At 43.9% G+C, this 20432-nt stretch carries 15 protein-coding genes; 8 read left to right on the forward strand and 7 right to left on the reverse strand.

Annotated features, from left to right (window positions below):
* Positions 1-184 precede the first annotated feature (184 nt).
* Positions 185-514, forward strand: a complete 330-nt coding sequence (gene uspB / locus Xedl_RS08150; RefSeq protein ID WP_074023320.1) for a universal stress protein UspB — start codon at positions 185-187, stop codon at positions 512-514.
* Positions 515-569: 55 nt separating this feature from the next.
* Here the strand turns inward: uspB and pitA are convergent, their stop codons facing one another.
* A complete protein-coding gene (gene pitA / locus Xedl_RS08155; RefSeq protein ID WP_074023356.1) occupies positions 570-2060 on the reverse strand; it encodes an inorganic phosphate transporter PitA in 1491 nt (496 codons plus the stop codon).
* Positions 2061-2359: 299 nt separating this feature from the next.
* On the opposite strand from pitA, the gene Xedl_RS08160 reads away from it, so the two are divergent.
* Positions 2360-3586, forward strand: a complete 1227-nt coding sequence (locus Xedl_RS08160; protein WP_074023321.1) for a BaiN/RdsA family NAD(P)/FAD-dependent oxidoreductase — start codon at positions 2360-2362, stop codon at positions 3584-3586.
* Here the strand turns inward: Xedl_RS08160 and Xedl_RS08165 are convergent.
* Positions 3579-3860, reverse strand: a complete 282-nt coding sequence (locus Xedl_RS08165; RefSeq protein ID WP_074023322.1) for an AAA family ATPase — start codon at positions 3858-3860, stop codon at positions 3579-3581. The genes Xedl_RS08160 and Xedl_RS08165 overlap by 8 nt on opposite strands.
* Before the next feature lie 422 nt (positions 3861-4282).
* On the opposite strand from Xedl_RS08165, the gene Xedl_RS08170 reads away from it, so the two are divergent.
* The 5 genes from Xedl_RS08170 (at position 4283) to Xedl_RS08190 (ending at position 11063) form a co-directional block, all read left to right on the forward strand.
* Positions 4283-5413: a LuxE/PaaK family acyltransferase gene (locus tag Xedl_RS08170; RefSeq protein WP_074023323.1), complete on the forward strand. Its 1131-nt coding sequence runs from the start codon at positions 4283-4285 to the stop codon at positions 5411-5413.
* A 1-nt stretch (position 5414) separates the two neighbouring features.
* Positions 5415-7850 carry an acyl-CoA reductase gene (locus Xedl_RS08175; protein ID WP_074023324.1) on the forward strand — a complete coding sequence of 812 codons (2436 nt, stop codon included), beginning with the start codon at positions 5415-5417 and terminating at the stop codon, positions 7848-7850.
* 15 nt (positions 7851-7865) lie between these two features.
* Positions 7866-9110: a phenylacetate--CoA ligase family protein gene (locus tag Xedl_RS08180; protein WP_074023325.1), complete on the forward strand. Its 1245-nt coding sequence runs from the start codon at positions 7866-7868 to the stop codon at positions 9108-9110.
* Between the two features lie 11 nt (positions 9111-9121).
* Entirely contained in the window at positions 9122-10051 is a 930-nt protein-coding gene (locus tag Xedl_RS08185; RefSeq protein ID WP_074023326.1) for a GNAT family N-acetyltransferase, read from the forward strand.
* Positions 10052-10367: 316 nt separating this feature from the next.
* Positions 10368-11063: a pirin family protein gene (locus Xedl_RS08190; RefSeq protein ID WP_074023327.1), complete on the forward strand. Its 696-nt coding sequence runs from the start codon at positions 10368-10370 to the stop codon at positions 11061-11063.
* Positions 11064-11130: 67 nt separating this feature from the next.
* Here the strand turns inward: Xedl_RS08190 and pckA are convergent, their stop codons facing one another.
* From pckA to Xedl_RS08210, 4 genes are all read right to left on the reverse strand, one after another.
* A complete protein-coding gene (gene pckA / locus Xedl_RS08195; RefSeq protein WP_074023328.1) occupies positions 11131-12750 on the reverse strand; it encodes a phosphoenolpyruvate carboxykinase (ATP) in 1620 nt (539 codons plus the stop codon).
* A gap of 209 nt (positions 12751-12959) precedes the next feature.
* The gene (hslO, locus tag Xedl_RS08200; protein ID WP_074023329.1) at positions 12960-13817 is read right to left on the reverse strand and encodes an Hsp33 family molecular chaperone HslO; all 858 of its coding nucleotides are present in this window, start codon (positions 13815-13817) and stop codon (positions 12960-12962) included.
* 81 nt (positions 13818-13898) lie between these two features.
* On the reverse strand, positions 13899-14318 hold the full coding sequence (hslR, locus tag Xedl_RS08205; RefSeq protein ID WP_074023330.1) for a ribosome-associated heat shock protein Hsp15: 420 nt from the start codon (positions 14316-14318) through the stop codon (positions 13899-13901).
* On the reverse strand, positions 14281-16404 hold the full coding sequence (locus Xedl_RS08210) for an IgaA/UmoB family intracellular growth attenuator (protein WP_074023331.1): 2124 nt from the start codon (positions 16402-16404) through the stop codon (positions 14281-14283). The genes hslR and Xedl_RS08210 overlap by 38 nt, the downstream gene beginning before the upstream one ends.
* Positions 16405-16759: 355 nt before the next feature.
* Here Xedl_RS08210 and nudE point away from each other — a divergent pair, with 355 nt between their 5' ends.
* A complete protein-coding gene (nudE, locus tag Xedl_RS08215) occupies positions 16760-17311 on the forward strand; it encodes an ADP compounds hydrolase NudE (protein ID WP_074023332.1) in 552 nt (183 codons plus the stop codon).
* Positions 17312-17725: 414 nt separating this feature from the next.
* On the opposite strand, the gene mrcA is transcribed toward nudE, so the two are convergent.
* Complete coding sequence (gene mrcA / locus Xedl_RS08220; protein ID WP_074023333.1) at positions 17726-20257, reverse strand: peptidoglycan glycosyltransferase/peptidoglycan DD-transpeptidase MrcA; 2532 nt, start codon at positions 20255-20257, stop codon at positions 17726-17728.
* Positions 20258-20432: the final 175 nt, after the last annotated feature.

Consider the following 20432-nt stretch of genomic DNA (forward strand, 5'->3'; position numbering starts at 1 on the left):
CACACGTTGGGTATTTTTGCCAATTTTCAACAAGGTAAAAGTCAACGGGACTGGCTTCAACAAGCCAATGTTATAGGATGTTAAAGTCGAGCATCGCGTATAGTTATTATTCAAATAAAAACTTTTCCGATTGGTTTCTTCTTTGACTAGCAACGTTTGCTACCGCGATCAGGAGGGGGGAAGTATGTTCAATACCACGGCACTATTTTGGGCGGTTTGCCTTATCTGCATTATTAATATGATTCGCTACTTTTCTTCGCTCCGTGCACTTTTGTCAATTTTACGCGAGTCAGACCCTCTGCTGTATCAATCCGTTGATGGGAATGGTTTTTTTAAAACTAATGGTCAGTTTAATAAACAGATTCGTCTCGTGCGTTACATCAATTCACAAAGTTATATCAATCATCATGACCCTGATGTCGTCTTGTTGTGCGAAAGGATGAGGAAACAATTTAGATTAACAGAAAGGTTATGTGGCGTTGTCTTGCTATGCCTGATAGCGATGATGATCTGAAATAAAAAAGATTGGCTTGCAATGACGCGCAGCCAACCCTTTTTCTAGAACGTCATTAGATCAGTTTCAGGGCGATCCAATAGAGTAAGCCTGACAAGGCAATGGAAATCGGCAACGTCAAAACCCACGCCAACATGATATTTTTGATGGTCTTGCTCTGCACGCCACCACCATCAACCAGCATCGTCCCCGCTACCGCAGAAGAGAGCACTTGTGTCGTAGACACTGGCATACCCGTATAGCTGGCAACACCAATAGAAACCGCAGCAGTCACCTGAGCAGAAACACCTTGGGCATAAGTCATGCCTTTTTTGCCAATCTTCTCACCGATAGTCACAGCAACACGTTTCCAGCCAACCATTGTGCCCAAAGAGAGGGCAAGAGCCACTGCAACAATGATCCATAATGGCGCATATTCCACTGTACTTAGCAGATCTTTACGCAGCTTATTCAGGAAACGCGCATCTTCAAGGCTGGTTTCTGGCAGTTTAGCCACAGCATTGGCTGTATCAGCGACGCACATCAACATACGGCGCATGCTGTTACGTTGATCCGGCGTTAATTCATTGAAATTATGAATACTCGCTAACATACTTTCAGCTTTGTTCAACACCACCAACGCGCGTGAGCTATCGCAATGGAACGTCATATCAAGCTGATCTTCAACAGCAGGAGCGGTTGGACTCAGCTCAATCGCATGAGTCAACGCAGGTGCATGCTGCCCATAATACTGCTGCAAGTGAACAACGGCATCACGAGTGCGCGCGATATCATAACTGGTTGAATTCATATTGACGACAAAACCCGCAGGCGCAACGCCAATCAGAACCAGCATAATCAAACCGATACCTTTCTGACCATCGTTCGCTCCGTGGGAGAAACTCACACCAACCGCAGAGAGGATCAGGGCAGTACGTGTCCAGAATGGGGGTTTGCGTTTGCCATCCTGTTTTTCACGCTCAACAGGCGTCATATGAATACGACGACGTTTTTTTGTACCGCTCCAATAGCGACGCAGTAAAAACACCATCGCGCCGGCAATGACCAGACCAACAAGAGGAGACAGGATCAAGGACATGAAAATCTGTATCATCTTCGGAATATTCAACGCATCAACCACTGAAGAGCTGGTCACTATCGCATTAGTCAGGCCAATACCGATAATAGAACCAATCAACGTATGGGAACTAGATGCAGGAATGCCGAAATACCACGTACCTAAATTCCAGATGATCGCCGCCAGCAGCATGGAAAAAACCATAGCCAAGCCGTGGGCTGAACTGACATTTAGTAGAAGATCCGTTGGTAGTAGATGCACAATCGCATAAGCGACACTCAATCCACCAAGGAGAACACCCAAAAAGTTAAAAACCCCTGCCATCACAACGGCAAGCTGTGAACGCATTGCCCGGGTATAAATAACAGTTGCTACTGCGTTTGCGGTATCATGAAACCCATTGATGGCTTCATAGAAAAGCACAAACAACAGAGCAAGCACTAACATAAGGCCGGTATAAAATTCCAGGCCAGTAAACAGATGTAGCATATACGTTAAGCCAGTTAGTAGGACATGAACGCGCGCATTATCAGTGACAAACGGTAGCGGGAAAAGAGAAATATGACCTTTTTTTGATTTAATGATGGTCAAATGACATAAAAAATCTTGCATTTACTAAATATATCAAATAGTTATTTAATTTTAATGTCTTGATATTTTTTTGATGAAAAATAATTTTTTATAGCAGAAAGTTAAACCAAAATGCCTATTTTTCTCCGTAGTTCGTGAACAGAACCCCCACAATGCAGTGAATTCCTACAAATAAATCGGCCAAAAGAGACAGATGAATGGAAAAATTTGATGTAGTTATTATTGGTGCTGGCGCTGCTGGCTTATTTTGTGCTGCGCAAGCAGGGCAAGCTGGATTAAACGTTCTGGTACTGGATAATGGCAAAAAAACAGGCCGCAAAATTTTGATGTCCGGCGGAGGGCGCTGCAATTTCACCAACATGTATACCGAACCGGCAGCATACCTTTCTGCCAATCCCCATTTTTGTAAGTCAGCACTTGCTCGCTATACCCAGTGGGATTTTATTGATCTTGTACAACGCTATAGTATCCCTTACCACGAAAAAACATTGGGGCAGCTTTTCTGCGACGACTCAGCGCAACAAATTATAGACCTGCTTTTGAAAGAGTGCGAAATAGGACAGGTAACAATTCGGTTGCGTAGTGAAGTTGCTGATGTCGAGAAAAAAGAACAGGGTTTTGTCATTACGGCAGCAGGAATAAAAGTAAGTGCATACTCACTTGTTGTGGCATCCGGTGGTTTGTCCATGCCTGGCTTGGGAGCCTCTCCTTTGGGTTACCGTATTGCGGAACAGTTCGGACTCAACATCCTGCCTACACGTGCTGCATTAGTTCCCTTTACCCTGCATAAGCCACTACTGGAACAACTTCAAGCCCTTTCCGGCGTTTCGGTTCCTTCTGTCGTGACTGCAAAAGATGGCACCGTATTCAGGGAAAATATTCTATTCACCCATCGTGGCCTTTCTGGCCCAGCTATCTTGCAGATCTCCAGCTATTGGCAGCCTGGTGAGTATGTAAGCATTAACTTACTTCCTGACATAGATTTTGAGAATTTCCTGGATCAAGAACGGGAAGCTCATCCCAATCAAAGTTTGAAAAACACACTGGCTAAATTACTGCCTAAACGTCTGGTGGAATGTTTGCAGTCTCTTGAGCAATTGCCGGAACTGTCCCTGAAACAACTTAATTCCACACAGCAAAAAGCGCTGATCACAACCCTACAATGCTGGCAGGTGCAACCAAATGGTACGGAAGGTTATCGCACGGCAGAAGTGACTCTTGGCGGCGTGGATACTCATGAGTTGTCGTCAAAAACGATGGAAGCCCATAAAGTGAAGGGATTGTATTTTATTGGTGAAGTGGTTGATGTAACCGGTTGGCTTGGTGGGTATAACTTCCAGTGGGCATGGAGTTCGGCGTGGGCTTGTGCGCAGGCTTTGGTGAGTAGTCGCACAAAAGTTTGTGTAGAAAATCACATTATTTAGTAAAAAATTTTAGTCCGCCTCCTTCGGAGGTGGTAGCTTCATCCTTTATATCAACATATGAATCCATGTAACCATCCATAATAATAGCCGGACTATGCGTAACAACGACAATTTGGCATTGATTATTAATTTCTAGAATATTTTCTATTAGCATTACCTGCCAGTTCAAATGTAAGGAAATGTCTGGTTCATCCATTAATAAAAATATTGGCCTACCTTGTGTATTAGCAATTTTAACCAAAATATAAATAAGCTGACGCTCACCAGAAAACATTCACACACCAAAAGAAACCCCACTCAACCCATAATACATAAAAATAAATAATGATATATGTATATCAAACAATGATTACATCAAAGACAAAACATTAGAAAAATAGTTTGATTGTTATCATTTGGTTTGAAATAATGCGCCCCGCAAACACAGGGCTATCATTAACTACAAAAATAGCAAAAAACAGCAACAATCATCCAATAAATTACAGATTATCAATAAAATAAACTGAAATTTTGTCAAAAAAATACATTACACCACCAAAAAATCCATGTTTAAAACTGAGACAACCATTTATTTTATTAAAAAAATCAATAAACAAAGACTATAAAAATTGATTGTTCTAGATAACACAACAAGCATTTAATTTAAAATTTTTAACTCAATCCCTTTATCGCCGTTACTGAATAATGAGTGCTGATATGCAAAACTTACCTCATGTCAAGGCACTGTGTGCTATCACACATCCTTACCGTGCTTGTGCCGAATATGATGCATTATTTAATAACGCCATGTGTGAACTAACACTATATCACTGCGAACATACCCCTGGTTATGCGCAGTGGTTGGCAGAGCATGGTTTGGATAAACAGGCGCTAATGACGCTGGATGATTGGTCAAATCTGCCGTTGCTATTTGCTAATTATTTCAAACGTAACCTAATACTCAGCGATAGTGCACAAGATGCGTTGGAACTGACTTCCTCCGGCACCACCGGACAAAAAAGCCGTATGCGCTATGACTCTGTTAGTATTGCGGCTGCCCAACATATGGTGGACTGTATTTTTGACTATTATGGCTGGAACACCCCTGATCAACCCTGTAATTACCTGCTGCTTAGCTACGAACCCGCTGGGGCTGTCACTCTGGGGACAGCTTATACCGATCAATTTCTGTGTAAATATGCTCCGGTAAATCGGGCTTATTATGCTTTGCGCCATAACGGACAAGGTAATGAATTCGATCCCTTCGGTACTATTACAGCACTCCAGCAATTCGCTCAAGAAGGGTTGCCAGTGCGGATTTTCGGTTTTCCTGCTTTTTTGTGGTTCACCCTGCAAAGAATGGAACAAATGGGACTGCCTGCACTGAAATTACATCCCGAATCGCTGGTTTTCCTTGGTGGAGGCTGGAAAACACATGCCGATAAATCCATTCCTAAAAAAGAACTATATCAACGGGTAACTGAGCAATTGGGTATTCCTGCTATTCGCTGTCGTGATGGTTATGGTTCCGTTGAACACCCAGTCCCTTATGTTGAATGTTCTCACCATCATTTCCATGTTCCGGTCTATGCCCGTGCTTATGTACGCCACACACAAAATTTAACCTGCCAACCCTATGGGGAACCAGGATTTCTGCATCTTACATCACCTTATATCACTTCCTGCCCAGCCCACAGCATCGTGACAAGCGACCTGGCTGTACTGCATTGCGGTGAAAGCTGTGGTTGTGAACTTGAAGCAGATTGGTTTGAACTGCTTGGCCGCGCTGGCACTAGCAAAAACCGTAGTTGTGCGATTGCCGCTTCAGAATTGATTAAGAGATCTTGATATGTCTTCCGTGAATACCGTTTCCGTAAAAATCATGAATAATCCGATATCTTCAGAACAAGTGGCAGGACAAAAAATCGCAAAATTACGTGAGCGTTTACCTGAGCTGTTGGCTCACCCCCATACCTCTGAGCAGGTACTGAATTGCGCCCAACGCTTTGCCGAATATCTTTCCCATCTGGGCGAACACCCATTATTTGATGCCCAAACTAAGGGATCACTTATCGCTTTTTGCCAACGTGAAGCTCTGGAAGCCAAACTGGAGCGAGAACTTGGGCAAAACCCTTTTTCACTGCGTCGCTTCGATTATAACCAGAACCGATATGAAACCTGGAAACCATTAGGCTTGGTCGTCCATATTACGCCTTCCAATGCTGAACTTCTGCCCTTTATGGCCGTAATAGAGAGTTTGCTGGTGGGTAATATTAACTGGTTACGGCCAAGCAGCAACGATAACGGGTTTAGTGCGCAACTGCTGACAGAATTTTTGTCTCATGATATTTCCGGTAATTTAGCTAATCGGGTAGCCGTCTTACCGTTGCCAGTGACGCAATTGACAGAGCTGTTCAGTCAGGCTGATGCGGTTTCTGCCTGGGGAAGCGATTCCTCCCTGACATCCATTCGTGCTCAACTCCCCGCAGGTTGTCGCTGGATAGATTGGGGTCATCGTATCAGTGTTGCCTGGTTAAGCCCTGACGCCGCCGACGATGCCCAATTGGATGCATTAGCTGATGATATTTGTCGTTATGACCAACAAGCCTGTTCCAGCCCACAATGTTTGCTGGTCGATAGCGATGATCCTGGTGTTTTACAACATATCGGACAACGCATGGCAGCCGCGCTACAACGCCGTGCCGGATTATACCCAGCCCTGAAACCGGATATTCAGGAAGCCGCTGAAATTACGACTCAAACGGCTTTCCAACAACTCGATTTCGCATTTACACAGGTACACGGTGAAATATGGCAAGCCGACGGCTGGCGAGTGATATGGCGACACGAAGAAGAATTAGCGGCGTCCCCTTTGTTCCGCACACTGCAAATACGCCCTGCTCCACGTCAGCATCTGTGCGCCATTTTGCTGCCTTGGCGTAACTATCTGCAAAGCTGTGCTTTGATTACCCATCAAGAGCATATCACCGAAATGAGTCATACCCTGTTTGCTGCGGGTATCAACCGTATCACGCCAGCGGGACAGATGCATGACGGCTATCATGGTGAGCCACACGATGGAGTCTACGCACTATCACGTCTTACCAAGCGAGTATCTGTCAGCCTTGCGCCTGATCTAATGGCAGGTTGCGCCCATCTTGATGTACCCCCATCACGCCCACGCGGATTAGAAAATTTGCCTGTCATGAGTAAAGCAGATTTTCAGGCATTGGTTCCTAACGATAAAGCTCGCCTGTTTTTCCGCAGTGGCGGTAGTAGTGGTACGCCCAAGTTGGCGGCTTATAGCTACCATGATTACCACAGGCAGATGCTGGCCGCAGCCGATGGCGTATTTGCCTCAGGGCTTGAACCTGCAACCGATCGCGTCATGAACCTGTTGTATGGCGGCAAGTTGTACGGCGGTATGATGAGTTTCTTTACCATTCTGGATAAATTGGGAGTGATACAATATCCAATGGGCGGCCCTGCCGATAATGATTTTCGTGAAATTGCTGATTTTATCGTACATCAACGCATTAATACGCTGGTAGGTATGCCAAGCACGATACATCGGTTATTTCTAAATGAAGAAACCAAACTACGTCAATATGGCGGCATTCGTAAGCTGTTTCTGGGAGGGGAACCCCTCAATATGAGCCAGCGGAATTTTCTGGCGGGTTTTGGCGTTACCCTGATCCGTTCAACTATTTACGGTTCAGTCGATGCAGGGCCGATGGGTCATGCGTGCGCCGCCAGTGAAGACGGCGTTTTCCATTTAATGGCTGATACCCAATGGCTGGAAATCCTCAATCTGGAGAATGATCAACCAGTGGCAGAGGGTGAAACGGGGCGTCTGATATTCACTTCTCTTCACCGCGAGGCTCAACCTGTCTTGCGCTACGATTTAGGCGATCTTGGTTGTTGGATTAATCAACCCTGTTCTTGTGGCCTGACTTCACCACGTTTTCGACTAAAGGAACGCCACGGTTCTCTGCTACGGGTAGGCAGTATTTTTTTCAATCTGGCTGATTTGTCGGAACAACTGGCATTACCCGTGCAATGGATCATCAATCATGACAGTGATGGGATCGATAACATTCAACTCTTGGTTGATCATGCCGAACCACTCTCCATACGTCAGCATTTATTAAAAGATCCCAAAATTGCCGAAGTTGTTGAAGGAAATCTGCTGAATTTAGATGTTATTTCCACCTCAAGTACTGAATTCCACCGCAATGAACATAGTGGGAAAACACCATTATTCATTGACTTGCGTAAATATTAATTGAGTAAAACTAAAATGATGACCAAAACGATATTGACGGATTTGCTCCATCATACGCGCGTGCATTCTGCTTATTACCGAGAACTCTATAAATCCATCCCCGATAATTGGGTTTTGGAAGATTTACCCCTCGTGGAACCCAGCCATTACTGGGCACATTCAACTCACTTTCCAACCTGGCCAGTGCTGACCGCCCCACTGGAAGGCGGCCATGTGTTTAAAACAGGTGGCTCAACCAGTAATGGGCGATTGTCGGTTTTCAGTCAGCAAGAGTGGAAAGCATTTATTCATTCCTTTGGCCAGGGCATCGCCCGCCAGTTAAAAACTGGGGATCGGGTGGCTAATCTGTTTTTTGCCGGCGATCTGTATACCAGCTTTATATTCATCCACGGTGCATTATCTAATGCACCAATCCCTATATTGGAATTTCCTTTCACCTGTAAGGTGGAAGATCAACCGTTGATTGACAATATCCGCCTTCACAATATCAATGTGCTGGCAGGTGTACCCGTGCAGTTAACCCGCCTGGCTCACTATTTGCAAGAAACGGGACAAACATTGCCGATGGTGGAAACCATTCTCTATGGTGGAGAAAGTTTGTTTGATTCACAGGTCACTATCATACAACAAGTTTTTCCTCACGCCCGTTTAGGTTCAATCGGTTGTGCCAGTGTTGATGCTGGTTTGATTGGCTTTGCTGATCCCGACTGCAAACAGGGAGAGCATCGCGTATTTTCTGACGACACAATTATCGAAATCGTCGATGAAATAACTCACCAACCCATTACGATGCCAGGGAAACGTGGCTTATTAGTTGTCACTAATCTGCAACGACAGCTTATGCCAGTGATCCGCTATCCTACTGGTGATATGGCTTGCTGGTGCGAGGCAGAACAGCCAGGCCGCAAATTCGCTCTGCAAGGACGTGCTAATCAAGGCTATCGTGTACGAGTTGGCTTCCTATCATTATTCCCAGACGACTTAGCGACACAGCTATCACAACAAACCGAGCTTTTGGCCTGGCAATTGGAGCTCAGTCAGAAGGCAGGGCAAGATCAAATCCGATTGTTGGTGGCAAGCCAGCAAGCGGTAGATATCGACAAAATACGCCAGAGCATTATGGCTGCCTTCCCAAATCTGGAAGAGGCTTGCATACATCAAAATATACTGGAGATCGTGCAAACCAATATCGATAGCATGTACACGCACCCACGATCAGGAAAATTGCAGCGAGTTGTGGATCTACGTCGTTATAACTAAGGTTGAAATCGATGACTCTCTTCCAATCCACTATTCAGCTCCGCAGCTATCAATCAGGTGATGATAAAAAAATCAGCCAATTATTCCGTCAGGTTTACGGTGATTCGTATGTCTATCCTGACATCTATTTGCCAAGGCTCATCAATGGCTACCAGTCCACAGGGCAATGGTATTCTGCCTTGGCATTCCATCAAGGTAAACTCATTGGTCATGCCTCTCTGGTTAAAGATACGGTACATAAAAATCAGGCAGAGCTGGCACTGATTGTCGTTTATCCTGATTTTCAAGGTCATGGTGTGGCTAAGTCACTGGGTCGTTACTTATGCGGCTATGCGAAAGATCAAGGCTATAATTTATTAACGATGAAACAGGTGTGTTCACACCCTAAAAGCCAGTACATTGCCCGAAATTTGGGTTTCTATTCTACGGCATTGCTGCTGGATTATGTTGATTCGCCATTTGGTTTACCAGAGCCAGAAAGTATTGTTCAAGGCATCTTGCCGCTTAAATCATTGCCATTACCTAAACTGAACTGGCCCCAGCCTTGGCAGAACTGGGTTGCCCGCATCCGTCAATATGTTGGCGAATCATCTACAAATCCGCTATCAGCGGATCGGCGTTCCATAGTCTCTGAGCCATTTACCATGAAAAAATCTGGTCGACGTTTGGAAATCACACTCTACGAGGTTCATGCTGATTTTTTATCGGAGATCATCGATCTTCCCTCTGGACAGTTAATCTATTTGAAACTGCCTGCAATTGAAGAAACTCTGGGATTGTGCTCATTACTTAAAAAAGGCGGATTTCGATTCGCCGGACTTTGCCCAGACACGCATGACGGCTGGTTTTTGCTGTGGCTACGCGGCTATCAATCAACACCATATCAATTTCATGATATGGGCACTCAACACCTCTATCAGATGGAGTTGGGGGTTAGCTAACAACTAACTAACTTGACAAAACAGCATCTTAAGCAATACCTCAAATTTGATTAAAAAAACACTTTACAAATGATATTGAGAACGATTATCATTCTTAGCACTTTCAGTGCACCACCTTCAGGGTCCATGTGAAAGTACGACATTGCTCACATTGCTTCCAGTGTTTACTTTTATAGGCCAACTTTATGTTGGCTTTTTTTTTGCCCTGACATTGCCTTATTTTTGTTCAAAAATTTTGAAAATTTAGATTAAATTTCCCGTCTTTTCTATTTCACTCCTTCAACTAGACTACAAAAAAATATTGGGGGATTTTGCAATGATCTACTTACGTCAAGCTTCAGAACGGGGTCATGCCAATCATGGCTGGCTGGATAGCTGGCATACTTTTTCATTCGCCAACTATTATGATGCAAATTTCATGGGATTTTCTGCTCTCAGGGTCATTAACGAAGATGTGATTGATGCTGGGCAGGGATTCGGCATGCACCCACATAAGGATATGGAAATACTGACCTATGTGCTATCTGGAACAGTAGAGCATCAAGACAGTATGGGGAACAAAGGGAGAGTGTCTGCGGAGGAATTCCAGATTATGAGTGCAGGAACGGGTATCCGTCACTCAGAATATAACCCACGGCATGATAGCCAACTGCATCTTTACCAGATCTGGATCATGCCGGAAAAAACAGGACTCACTCCCCGCTATCAACAACACCGTTTTGATACGACCGGAGGTCGCCAATTAATTCTTTCTCCTGATGCCCGTGCGGGTTCCCTGAAAGTTTTTCAGGATATGACATTATGGCGTTGGGCATTAAAAAATGGCGAACATGGTGAATATGACATGGAAAAAGCACGTAACATCTGGATTCAGGTCGTTCGTGGTGAAGTGATGATCAATGGAATTCGGGCTACCACCAGCGATGGCGTTGCTATTTGGGATGAGCCCCAACTTCGGCTAACTGCAAATCAAGAAAGTGAGATCCTACTGTTTGACTTGCCATCCAACTGATATTGGGTATTAAGAAAGAACTCTACCTAACCAAATAGAGTTCTTTCATCGAAAACTTAAATTGACACTACAGCTTAGGGCCTGCTTTCACTAATGCGGCACCCGCAGCGGTATCAGTATATTTATCAAAGTTATCGATAAAACGCTGTGCCAGATCTTTTGCTTTCACATCCCATTCGGATTTATCGGCATAGGTATTGCGTGGGTCCAAAATGTTGGTATCCACATCCGGCAATGTCGTTGGTACGGCCAAATCAAAAATCGGCAGTTGAATGGTATCCGCCTCTTCAATGTCACCACTGAGAATTGCATCAATAATCGCACGGGTATCTTTGATGGAGATACGTTTGCCCGTGCCATTCCAACCGGTATTGACCAGATAGGCTTGCGCGCCCGATGACTGCATACGCTTCACCAGCACTTCCGCATATTGCGTTGGATGCAATGACAGGAATGCCGCGCCAAAGCAAGCAGAGAAAGTGGGTGTAGGCTCCGTCACACCACGCTCTGTTCCCGCTAATTTTGCCGTAAAACCAGATAAGAAATGATATTGAGTTTGTTCTGGGGTTAAACGGGAAACCGGAGGCAGTACACCGAAAGCATCTGCGGTCAGGAAAATGACTTTAGTCGCGTGCCCTGCTTTTGAAATCGGTTTAACGATATTTTCAATATGGTAAATCGGATAAGAAACACGGGTATTTTCTGTTTTGGAGCCATCATTGAAATCAACCGTACCATCTGCCAGTACAGTAACATTCTCTAACAGGGCATCACGGCGAATGGCGTGATAAATATCCGGTTCCGCTTCTTTGGACAAATTGATGGTTTTTGCGTAACAGCCACCTTCAAAGTTAAACACGCCATCATCGTCCCAGCCATGTTCATCATCACCGATTAGCTTACGTTTCGGATCAGTGGAAAGTGTGGTTTTCCCCGTTCCAGAAAGACCGAAGAAAATAGCAACATCCCCCTCTTCACCCACGTTGGCAGAACAGTGCATAGAGGCAATACCTTTTAGTGGCAACAGGTAGTTCATCATTGAGAACATCCCTTTTTTCATTTCACCACCGTACCAAGTACCACCAATCAACTGCATACGCTCTGTCAGGTTAAAAGCAACAAAGTTTTCAGAATTCAGCCCCTGCTCTTTCCATTGCGGATTCGTGCATTTAGCTCCGTTCATCACAATAAAATCAGGTGTGAAACCAACTAATTCTTCGTCTGATGGGCGGATAAACATATTTTTCACAAAATGTGCCTGCCATGCCACTTCAGTAATAAAACGCACTTTCAAACGCGTATCTGCATTGGCTCCGCAAAAAGCATCAACGACAAACAAACGTTTGCCTGATAGCTGCTGAGTAACCAAACCTTTTAGATGAGACCAGATTTCCTGACTGAGCGGTTTATTATCGTTCTTTCCTTTGCCCTGATCAGCCCACCATACGGTATCGCGGGTAACATCATCGCGGACAATATATTTATCTTTCGGGGAGCGCCCCGTGAAAATACCGGTATCTACCGCGATAGCACCGAGATGAGTCAATGTGCCACGCTCATACCCTTGTAGTGAGGGCTGAGTTTCTTCAGAGAATAACAGTTCATAACTTGGGTTATAAATAATTTCACTAACATCACGAATACCATAAACCGCAAGTTCCTGCTCAGTAATGCCTGTAACGCTCATTTGTTGCTCCTGGTCAGTTATACTTTATCTCTGTGGGGGATAATAAATAATTATGACTAATTAACCGCGATTGTTATCAAAAAATTGAAATCACACTACTTTTTTTAAGTTTATATGAGACACAGGGCACGGAATGGCAGAATGATTTGGATAAAAAAGGGCGTGTATACGCCCTATAAGAATTCATTGCTAATCAGTGCAACTGCTCTTTATTGTACAGCTTTTATTTCGTTGATATCTTTCTCGTCGAAAACATAGTGCATACCACAAAATTCACATTGCATGTCGATTTTGCCATCGTTGTGCAAAATTTCCTGAATATCAGCTTCTGGTAACGTCACCAACGTATCAGCACAACGTTGTTGGGAACAGGTGCAACGAAATGCGACTGGCTGAGGTTCATATAGCGTGACATCTTCTTCATGATAAAGGCGATGCAAAATCTCTTTCGCATCCAGCGTAAACAGCTCTTCTCCCTTAATGGTCGCGGTCAGTTGCACCAAATGATCCAGCATTTCTTCGCTGCCTTCTTGTGCCCCAGGCAAGATCTGCAATAACATGCCACCTGCCGCTATTTTTCCATCCTGCATACCAGAACGGATAAACAGGCGAGTTGGCAACTGCTCTGACTGTTTGAAGTACGCATCCAGACACTCTGCCAACGTATTACCTTCCAGTGCCACAACACCCTGATAACGCTCACCTTCTGTTGGTGTCACGGTGATAACCATATAGCCATTACCGATCATATCGCGTAGGCTACTTGCCGCATTCACATCACCATCAATGCGAGCGGTGCCACGCATCTGTTGCAGGTTGTTTCCGTTAATCACCGCCAGTTTGACTGGCCCGTCTCCCTGTATCTGTACCGTGATATCTCCATTGAATTTCAAGGTGGCGGTCAACAGGCTGGTTGCGACCAACAATTCACCCAATAGCTGCTGCACCGGTTGAGGGAAGTGATGATTCTCCAACATCCGTTGGTAAGTCTCACTAACGGAAACAAGTTCCCCTCTGACAGAATGGTTTTCAAATAAAAAGCGGTGTAATTGGTCATGCTTGGTCATAAATCTCTCTCATTTCACTGAGACGGTTGTACCCTTCGTTTTTCAAGTTGCCTGTTTTTATTGGATGCAGCTTAAAATCGATTAAGTATCTCCCGACTCATTTAATTTTGCGTTCTTGAATTTTATCAGTGTACGCCGTTCTTTTTTGTCTGGACGGCGATCGGGATGTGGCATTGTGAGCGCATTCATTTTACGAGCCAATGCCATTTTTTCCCGATTGATAATACTTTCTGCCGTTTCCTGATAAAGCTGCTGGGCTTCGGTCGCACTCCGTCTGTGACTGCATAAGGCCAAAACAATCACCGTTTTTTCATCATTTCCCTGACGCAGTTTAATCTCTGCATTCAACTCAACCAACTTACTCGGCTTACTCCGTTGCCCATTATAATGAACTTTTCCCCCTTCAATCATTTCACGCGCGATGGAACGGGTTTTATAAAAACGGGCAGCCCACAGCCATTTATCAAAGCGAACCGTCTGATCTGTGTCTGAATTCTGCATGGATATTTCTCTCATTAAAACAGTTATCGTAGTATTGAGTGATATGTTGGAGACGCTGCCGGTTTTTCTGCCTTTTCTTGATAATCAATATGACGTTGATAATCAACGTTACCAGCAAGATCGTCAGCAGCAAACAACTCCCCAAATAACGAATAATCGACGTGGAATCCGGCTCACGATGCAGCATAATATGTCGAGTCCCGTTGGGATCTTCTGACAATTTGGTCACAATTCCCTCTGTTTCAAATGGTGTCTTCATCAACAGCTCTAAAAGCCCTTGTAATTCCCGCCACCGCTCTAAAGCAGAGTATTCATATATGTATTGTGTCTGCATCGGGTATTCAACTAATGCTCTTCCCTCATCACTCAGCAGTAAAACCCCTCCAGGAGACGGGCTGTTTATAAGAATGACCATTCTATCGATTTCCCGATAAATAAATGATGCCGTAGTAGCATCAACCAATTTTTCCAATGCATCGACACTGATAGAACGCAACAACACCTTAGTTCCGTTCAGCTTGCCGCTTTCAGTGTCTTTCAACAGGTTGTCCCAATTTTTGGCATTTCCCAAATTGACCAATGCATTTTTCAAACGGTCACAATCACCATCGTTTTGGCACAACTTCTGTGTTTTTAAAATGATTTGTGAAAAATTGTCGAGCAAGGTCATACCTGATTTGGCAGTAGTTGCACTCAGGGTAGGGTTAATTTTACGTTCAACGGGATGTAATTGCTCACTAACAACTGTAACCAGTGCTAAGGCATTTTCGACAACTTCAGATTCCAGCATCGGTAATGGAATTTCACTATTCCAATAGATACCCACACAATCAAATGGTGCGAATATTGTAATATTCGCTTTAGGTAGGATATTGGGGGGAACATAGCACATCCCAACACCTTTAACCTTTAATACATCCCCTTCCTTCAATGGTATATTTTGTAGTTCATGGAAGCTGGTAATGACCTTGGTATTACTGCCATATAGCCAAGCAAAACTCAACCGTATGGATAAGTTCACCGGCTGGTAAAGGTAAAGTAACAGCATGACCAATACGGAGAAAACCACCAGCATTACATTCTTTTTGCTACGCTGATAAGGATAGTGCTTCTCTTCTTCATGCAAAGAGAGATAGCGCCCCTGCCGCACAACATAGCAGTTGGTATAAATGTCGATATCGGTATTCTGATCAAGATCATGGGAAATATAAGGCTCCCAATGTACGGGATAAACCAGATCAATGCCGCCCAGAGAGATATTCTTTCTTTGCTCCGGCTCAAATTCGCTAAATACTCCCCATCGCTTCGGAATACCATTAAAACAATGGATACTGGCTAATTTACGACCAGAAGGCATTCGAAAATATGACCAAAAACTGCCCAGAAGAAACAAAAATGCCCCCAGCATTAACCACGGCAACATCGGAATGGGCACAAAAAGAGCCATAAACCACAGCGATAAACCAACACACATCAGAATGCTTGCCAGAATGCCCGTGGATTTCCGCAGACGATATTCTTCCAGTGTCTCCTTACGGACATAGCGTAATTTAGCACTCGAATTGCCATTTTTTTGAATGGAGGCATGTTCAGTTTTTGCCGTTACTCTCGTGATGGACAGATCTTGCTGATAATCTTTCAGAAAGTGGCCATTAACTGCGATGACAAGCGGTATGGATGCGGTTTGAACAAGCTCAATCGTATTCTGCTGCTTGATAAATGGTTCAAGCAACGCCGGAAAATGTATTTCCGTTTCGCCAAGATAATAGCGCCAATAGCGTATCCCATCCGTTGCGGCAGAAAAACGGGTAATAGGGTGTGTAATGGTATAAACATTATCCTGTTTAACAGGGAGTACTGGATAATCAGCCTTATATCTACTATGCGTCTTCATTGGAAGAAGGGCATTTCGCAAATAAGATTCTATGGCTTGATATTCATCGGTATTCAATTTACGGCTGGCTGTTTTAGTCATTAACTGTGAATAACACGCGTTACCAAGCCGCCTCCATCTGAAAATCAGAAAGGAAGCCATTATAATCAGGCTAATGATAAAAATAGCCAATATAATGACCAATAAGTTCATTTTTTCCCCATGCTCACAACAACAGTACAGAGATCAGCAGAATAACAATCCCATGAAACACCCAAAATCAGGCTATTCTTATTCTTGTCTTCTATTTTTAATTTTATTTACAAAAGGTTATATAATTTTTCTCATACCTTTCCATAAACTATGGTCTTTTTACAAGGGTAAGATAGCAACAAAAATACATTCAAGCGATAATCGCTATCATTTACTAACATAATCCGCCATATTAAAGCAAAACCTGAATGCGTCACTATTTCATCACAACACTTAAAAAATACAGTAATATTTAAGTGACTGGGCGCATTATTGTTTTTAATTATCTGGTATATGACAACCATCAGGGGCAAGCATGATTGATCTAAAAAAACCTAAGATACTGAATATAATTGACGTTGCCCGCTCACGCTTATTCAATATCCAATCAGTTGATCTGGAATTCAGCAATGGGGTAAAACGAGTTTATGAACGAATGAAACCCGCAAATCGTGAAGCAGTTCTAATTATTCCAATTATTGGGGATGAATTAATTCTTATTCACGAATATGCCGTTGGTATCGAACAGTATGAACTCGGTTTTCCCAAAGGAGCCATTGATGCTGGTGAGAGTATTTTTGAAGCCGCCAATCGTGAATTGAAAGAAGAAATTGGTTTCGGTGCAGGAAAATTGGAATTGTTGACGAAATTGACAATGGCACCGTCCTATTTTTCCAGCAAGATGAACATCATGATTGCTCATGATCTTTACCCAGAATGCCTGGCGGGAGATGAACCAGAGCCATTAGTACAGAAACGCTGGCCAATCTCTGACATGATGTCACTATTGGAGCATCCCGATTTCAACGAAGCCAGAAATGTCAGTGCCCTATTTTTTGCCCAGCGATATCTACAAACAAAAAAATAAAGGGAGGCATGAATTCATTCTTTAAAAACGGGTATGCAATTGAAATCCCAATACCAATTTTATACTCGTTTTAAGTAAAATACGGAGATAAAGAATAAACACCTAAATAGAGTAAGGTTTAATTTGATACGTGTAATAATTTTAATGATATTTATGAAAAATAACGCAGTTTATTAAAAATAATAAATAAACAAATTAACTACACCCTCCAAATTAATTCATATCATAATCATATCTTTCTCCTTAAAATAGTCGCTCATTAATCAATGACCTATTTTTTCAGATAATCTATTTCTGTAAATGAAAGTAAGCAGTTTGCCAATACTGTATCAAAAAATAACAAAAAACCTTGCCAGTTCCCCAGCAAGGCCTTTTTATCTTTCATGTCCGTTATCCCGATGACGGAAAGATCAATCAGAATAATTCACGGCTTTCACCATTCTCAGTGACTGTCGTACCTACATCGGGTAAGGCATATTCCGTCGGCTGAGTACCATCAATGAAATACTCTTTACGGGTATTGCTACCACCGTTAGATAACTTACCTGTAGCCCGATCAATCGTGACAGAAACAATGCCGGCAGGGGGTTTCATGACGTTCTCAGGAACACCTTCCAACGCTGTTTTCATAAAATCATCCCAAATTGGCTGAGCTGTTTTCGCACCACCTTCCCCTTTTAATGCCGGAGTACGCCCCAAACTTCTGCTATGTTCATCGAAACCAATCCAGGCTGTTGTCACCATATCTGGACCATAACCGGAGAACCACGCATCTTTTGAGCTGTTGGTCGTCCCAGTTTTGCCGCCAATATCACGGCGCTTCAAATCACGGGCAGCCCGCCAGCCCGTTCCCATCCAACCTGGCTCACCAAAGATATTGGTATTCAAGGCATCATGAATAAGGAACGCCAACGGTGTACTGATAACGTGAGGAGCGTACTGTTGATCATTCACATTAATATTTCCTGATACGCTCTCTAACTCCGGTTGAGGCGGTAAGGCTGGATTTTGCGGAACATCAGAATGAGCCACGTTCTCAATAGAATCTTCAGACAATTCAATGGAGCGTGCTGTTTCACCATAAATCACCGGAATATTTTCACACTGTGGACAAGCAATTTTAGGTTTCGCTTCAAACAGTACCTTCCCTTCATCATTTTCAATTTTGCTGATGAAGTAAGGATCAACCAAATAACCACCGTTTGCCATCACGGCATAACCGCGTACTAACTGTAGGGGGGTAAATGAAGGGGAACCCAGTGCTAAAGATTCCGTGCGCACAACGTTTTCACCCGGTAAGCCAAAACGCTTCAGGTAATCAGCGGCGTAATCAACCCCCATCGCACGCATGGCACGAACCATCACTACGTTTTTGGATTGCCCTAACCCCTGACGCAAGCGAATTGGCCCATCGTAAGTCGGTGGTGAGTTTTTGGGACGCCAATCCGTCCCGGCGCCGGCATCCCAACGGCTGATTGGCGCATCATTCAGCAACGAAGCCAACGTTAGCCCTTTATCCATTGCTGCGGTATACAGGAATGGCTTGATATTGGAACCGACCTGACGCAACGATTGCGTCACACGGTTAAATTTACTCAGTTCAAAATCAAACCCACCTACCAACGCTTCTATCGCACCGTTCATTGGATTGATGGAAACCAGCGCCGCGTTAACGTCGGGAAGTTGAGCCAACCACCAAATATCATTAACTTTTCTGATCCAAATTTGTTCACCTGCCCGAATAACGTCACTGACACTACGTGGTGTGGCTCCTTGTAAGCTATCGGTTTTAAATGGACGTGCCCAGCGTACACCTGCCATTGTTAACTCAACTTTGCTGCCATCCACTAATATAACTTGTGCCTGATTAGCGCTGGAGTTTGTCACAATGGCCGGCACCAGAGGACCATATTTGGGCAAGGTTTTCAGCTTATCGATAATCTGCGTTTGGCTCCATGCCGGCTGACTGGCTTTCCATAACACTTCTTGAGGGCCGCGGTAACCATGACGAACATCATAATCAATCACATTAGAACGAACCGCATTCACAGCCGCTAACTGGGATTTTTGCGTAATAGTGGTATAGACCTTATAACCGTCTGTATAAGCATTTTCACCATAACGATTGATCATTTCCTGACGAGCCATTTCCGTCAAATAAGGCGCAGAAAAAACAATTTGGGGCGCGTGGTAACGGGCAACCAATTTTTCTTCTCTGGCTTGGTTATACTGACGTCGAGTGATATATCCTTCTTCCAGCATCCTTCCCAGTACCACATCGCGGCGACCGATTGCTCGCTCATAAGAATAAAGTGGGTTAAACGTTGAAGGTGCCTTCGGCAAACCGGCAATCATCGCCATTTCCCCCAATGTCAGCTCGTTAACGTTCTTGCCAAAATAGACATGAGCCGCCGCGCCAACGCCATAAGCACGGTAGCCGAGATAGATCTTGTTGAGATACAACTCCAGGATTTCATCCTTAGTTAATAATTGTTCGATCTTAATCGCCAGAAATGCCTCTTTCGCTTTACGTATCAATGTCTTCTCTCGGCTAAGAAAAAAGTTTCTCGCAAGCTGCTGAGTGATGGTACTTGCCCCCTGGGAAGCATGACCAGACGTGATAACCACAGAAGCAGCACGGATAACCCCGATGGGATCAACACCATGATGTTCATAAAAACGGCTATCTTCCGTCGCAATAAAGGCTTTCACCATTAGGGGAGGTATTTCTGACAGGGTAAGGGGTAAACGACGCTTTTCACCATATTGGGCTATTAATTCGCCATCAGCACTGAACACCTGCATAGGTGTTTGTAATCGGACATCCTTTAGCGTCGCAACATCAGGAAGCTGTGGCTCGATATATTTGTACAAACCAAAAATCGAGGAGACTCCCAATAAAATGCAAACAACTATAAGGATCAAAAAATACTTTATGAACTTCACCTGAAATTTCTCACGCCATGTTAATTGGGCAGTTTATAAACGATCAGTACGTAGTATAAAAGGCTTAGTATAAAGGGATTAGTATAAGGGTTGTACAACACTATATGTGCAGTAACTATATGTACAGTAACCATATGTACAAATATAGATATCACCTTGACCAGTCCCGCTTTCA

The sequence above is a fragment of the Xenorhabdus eapokensis genome, assembly GCF_001908105.1.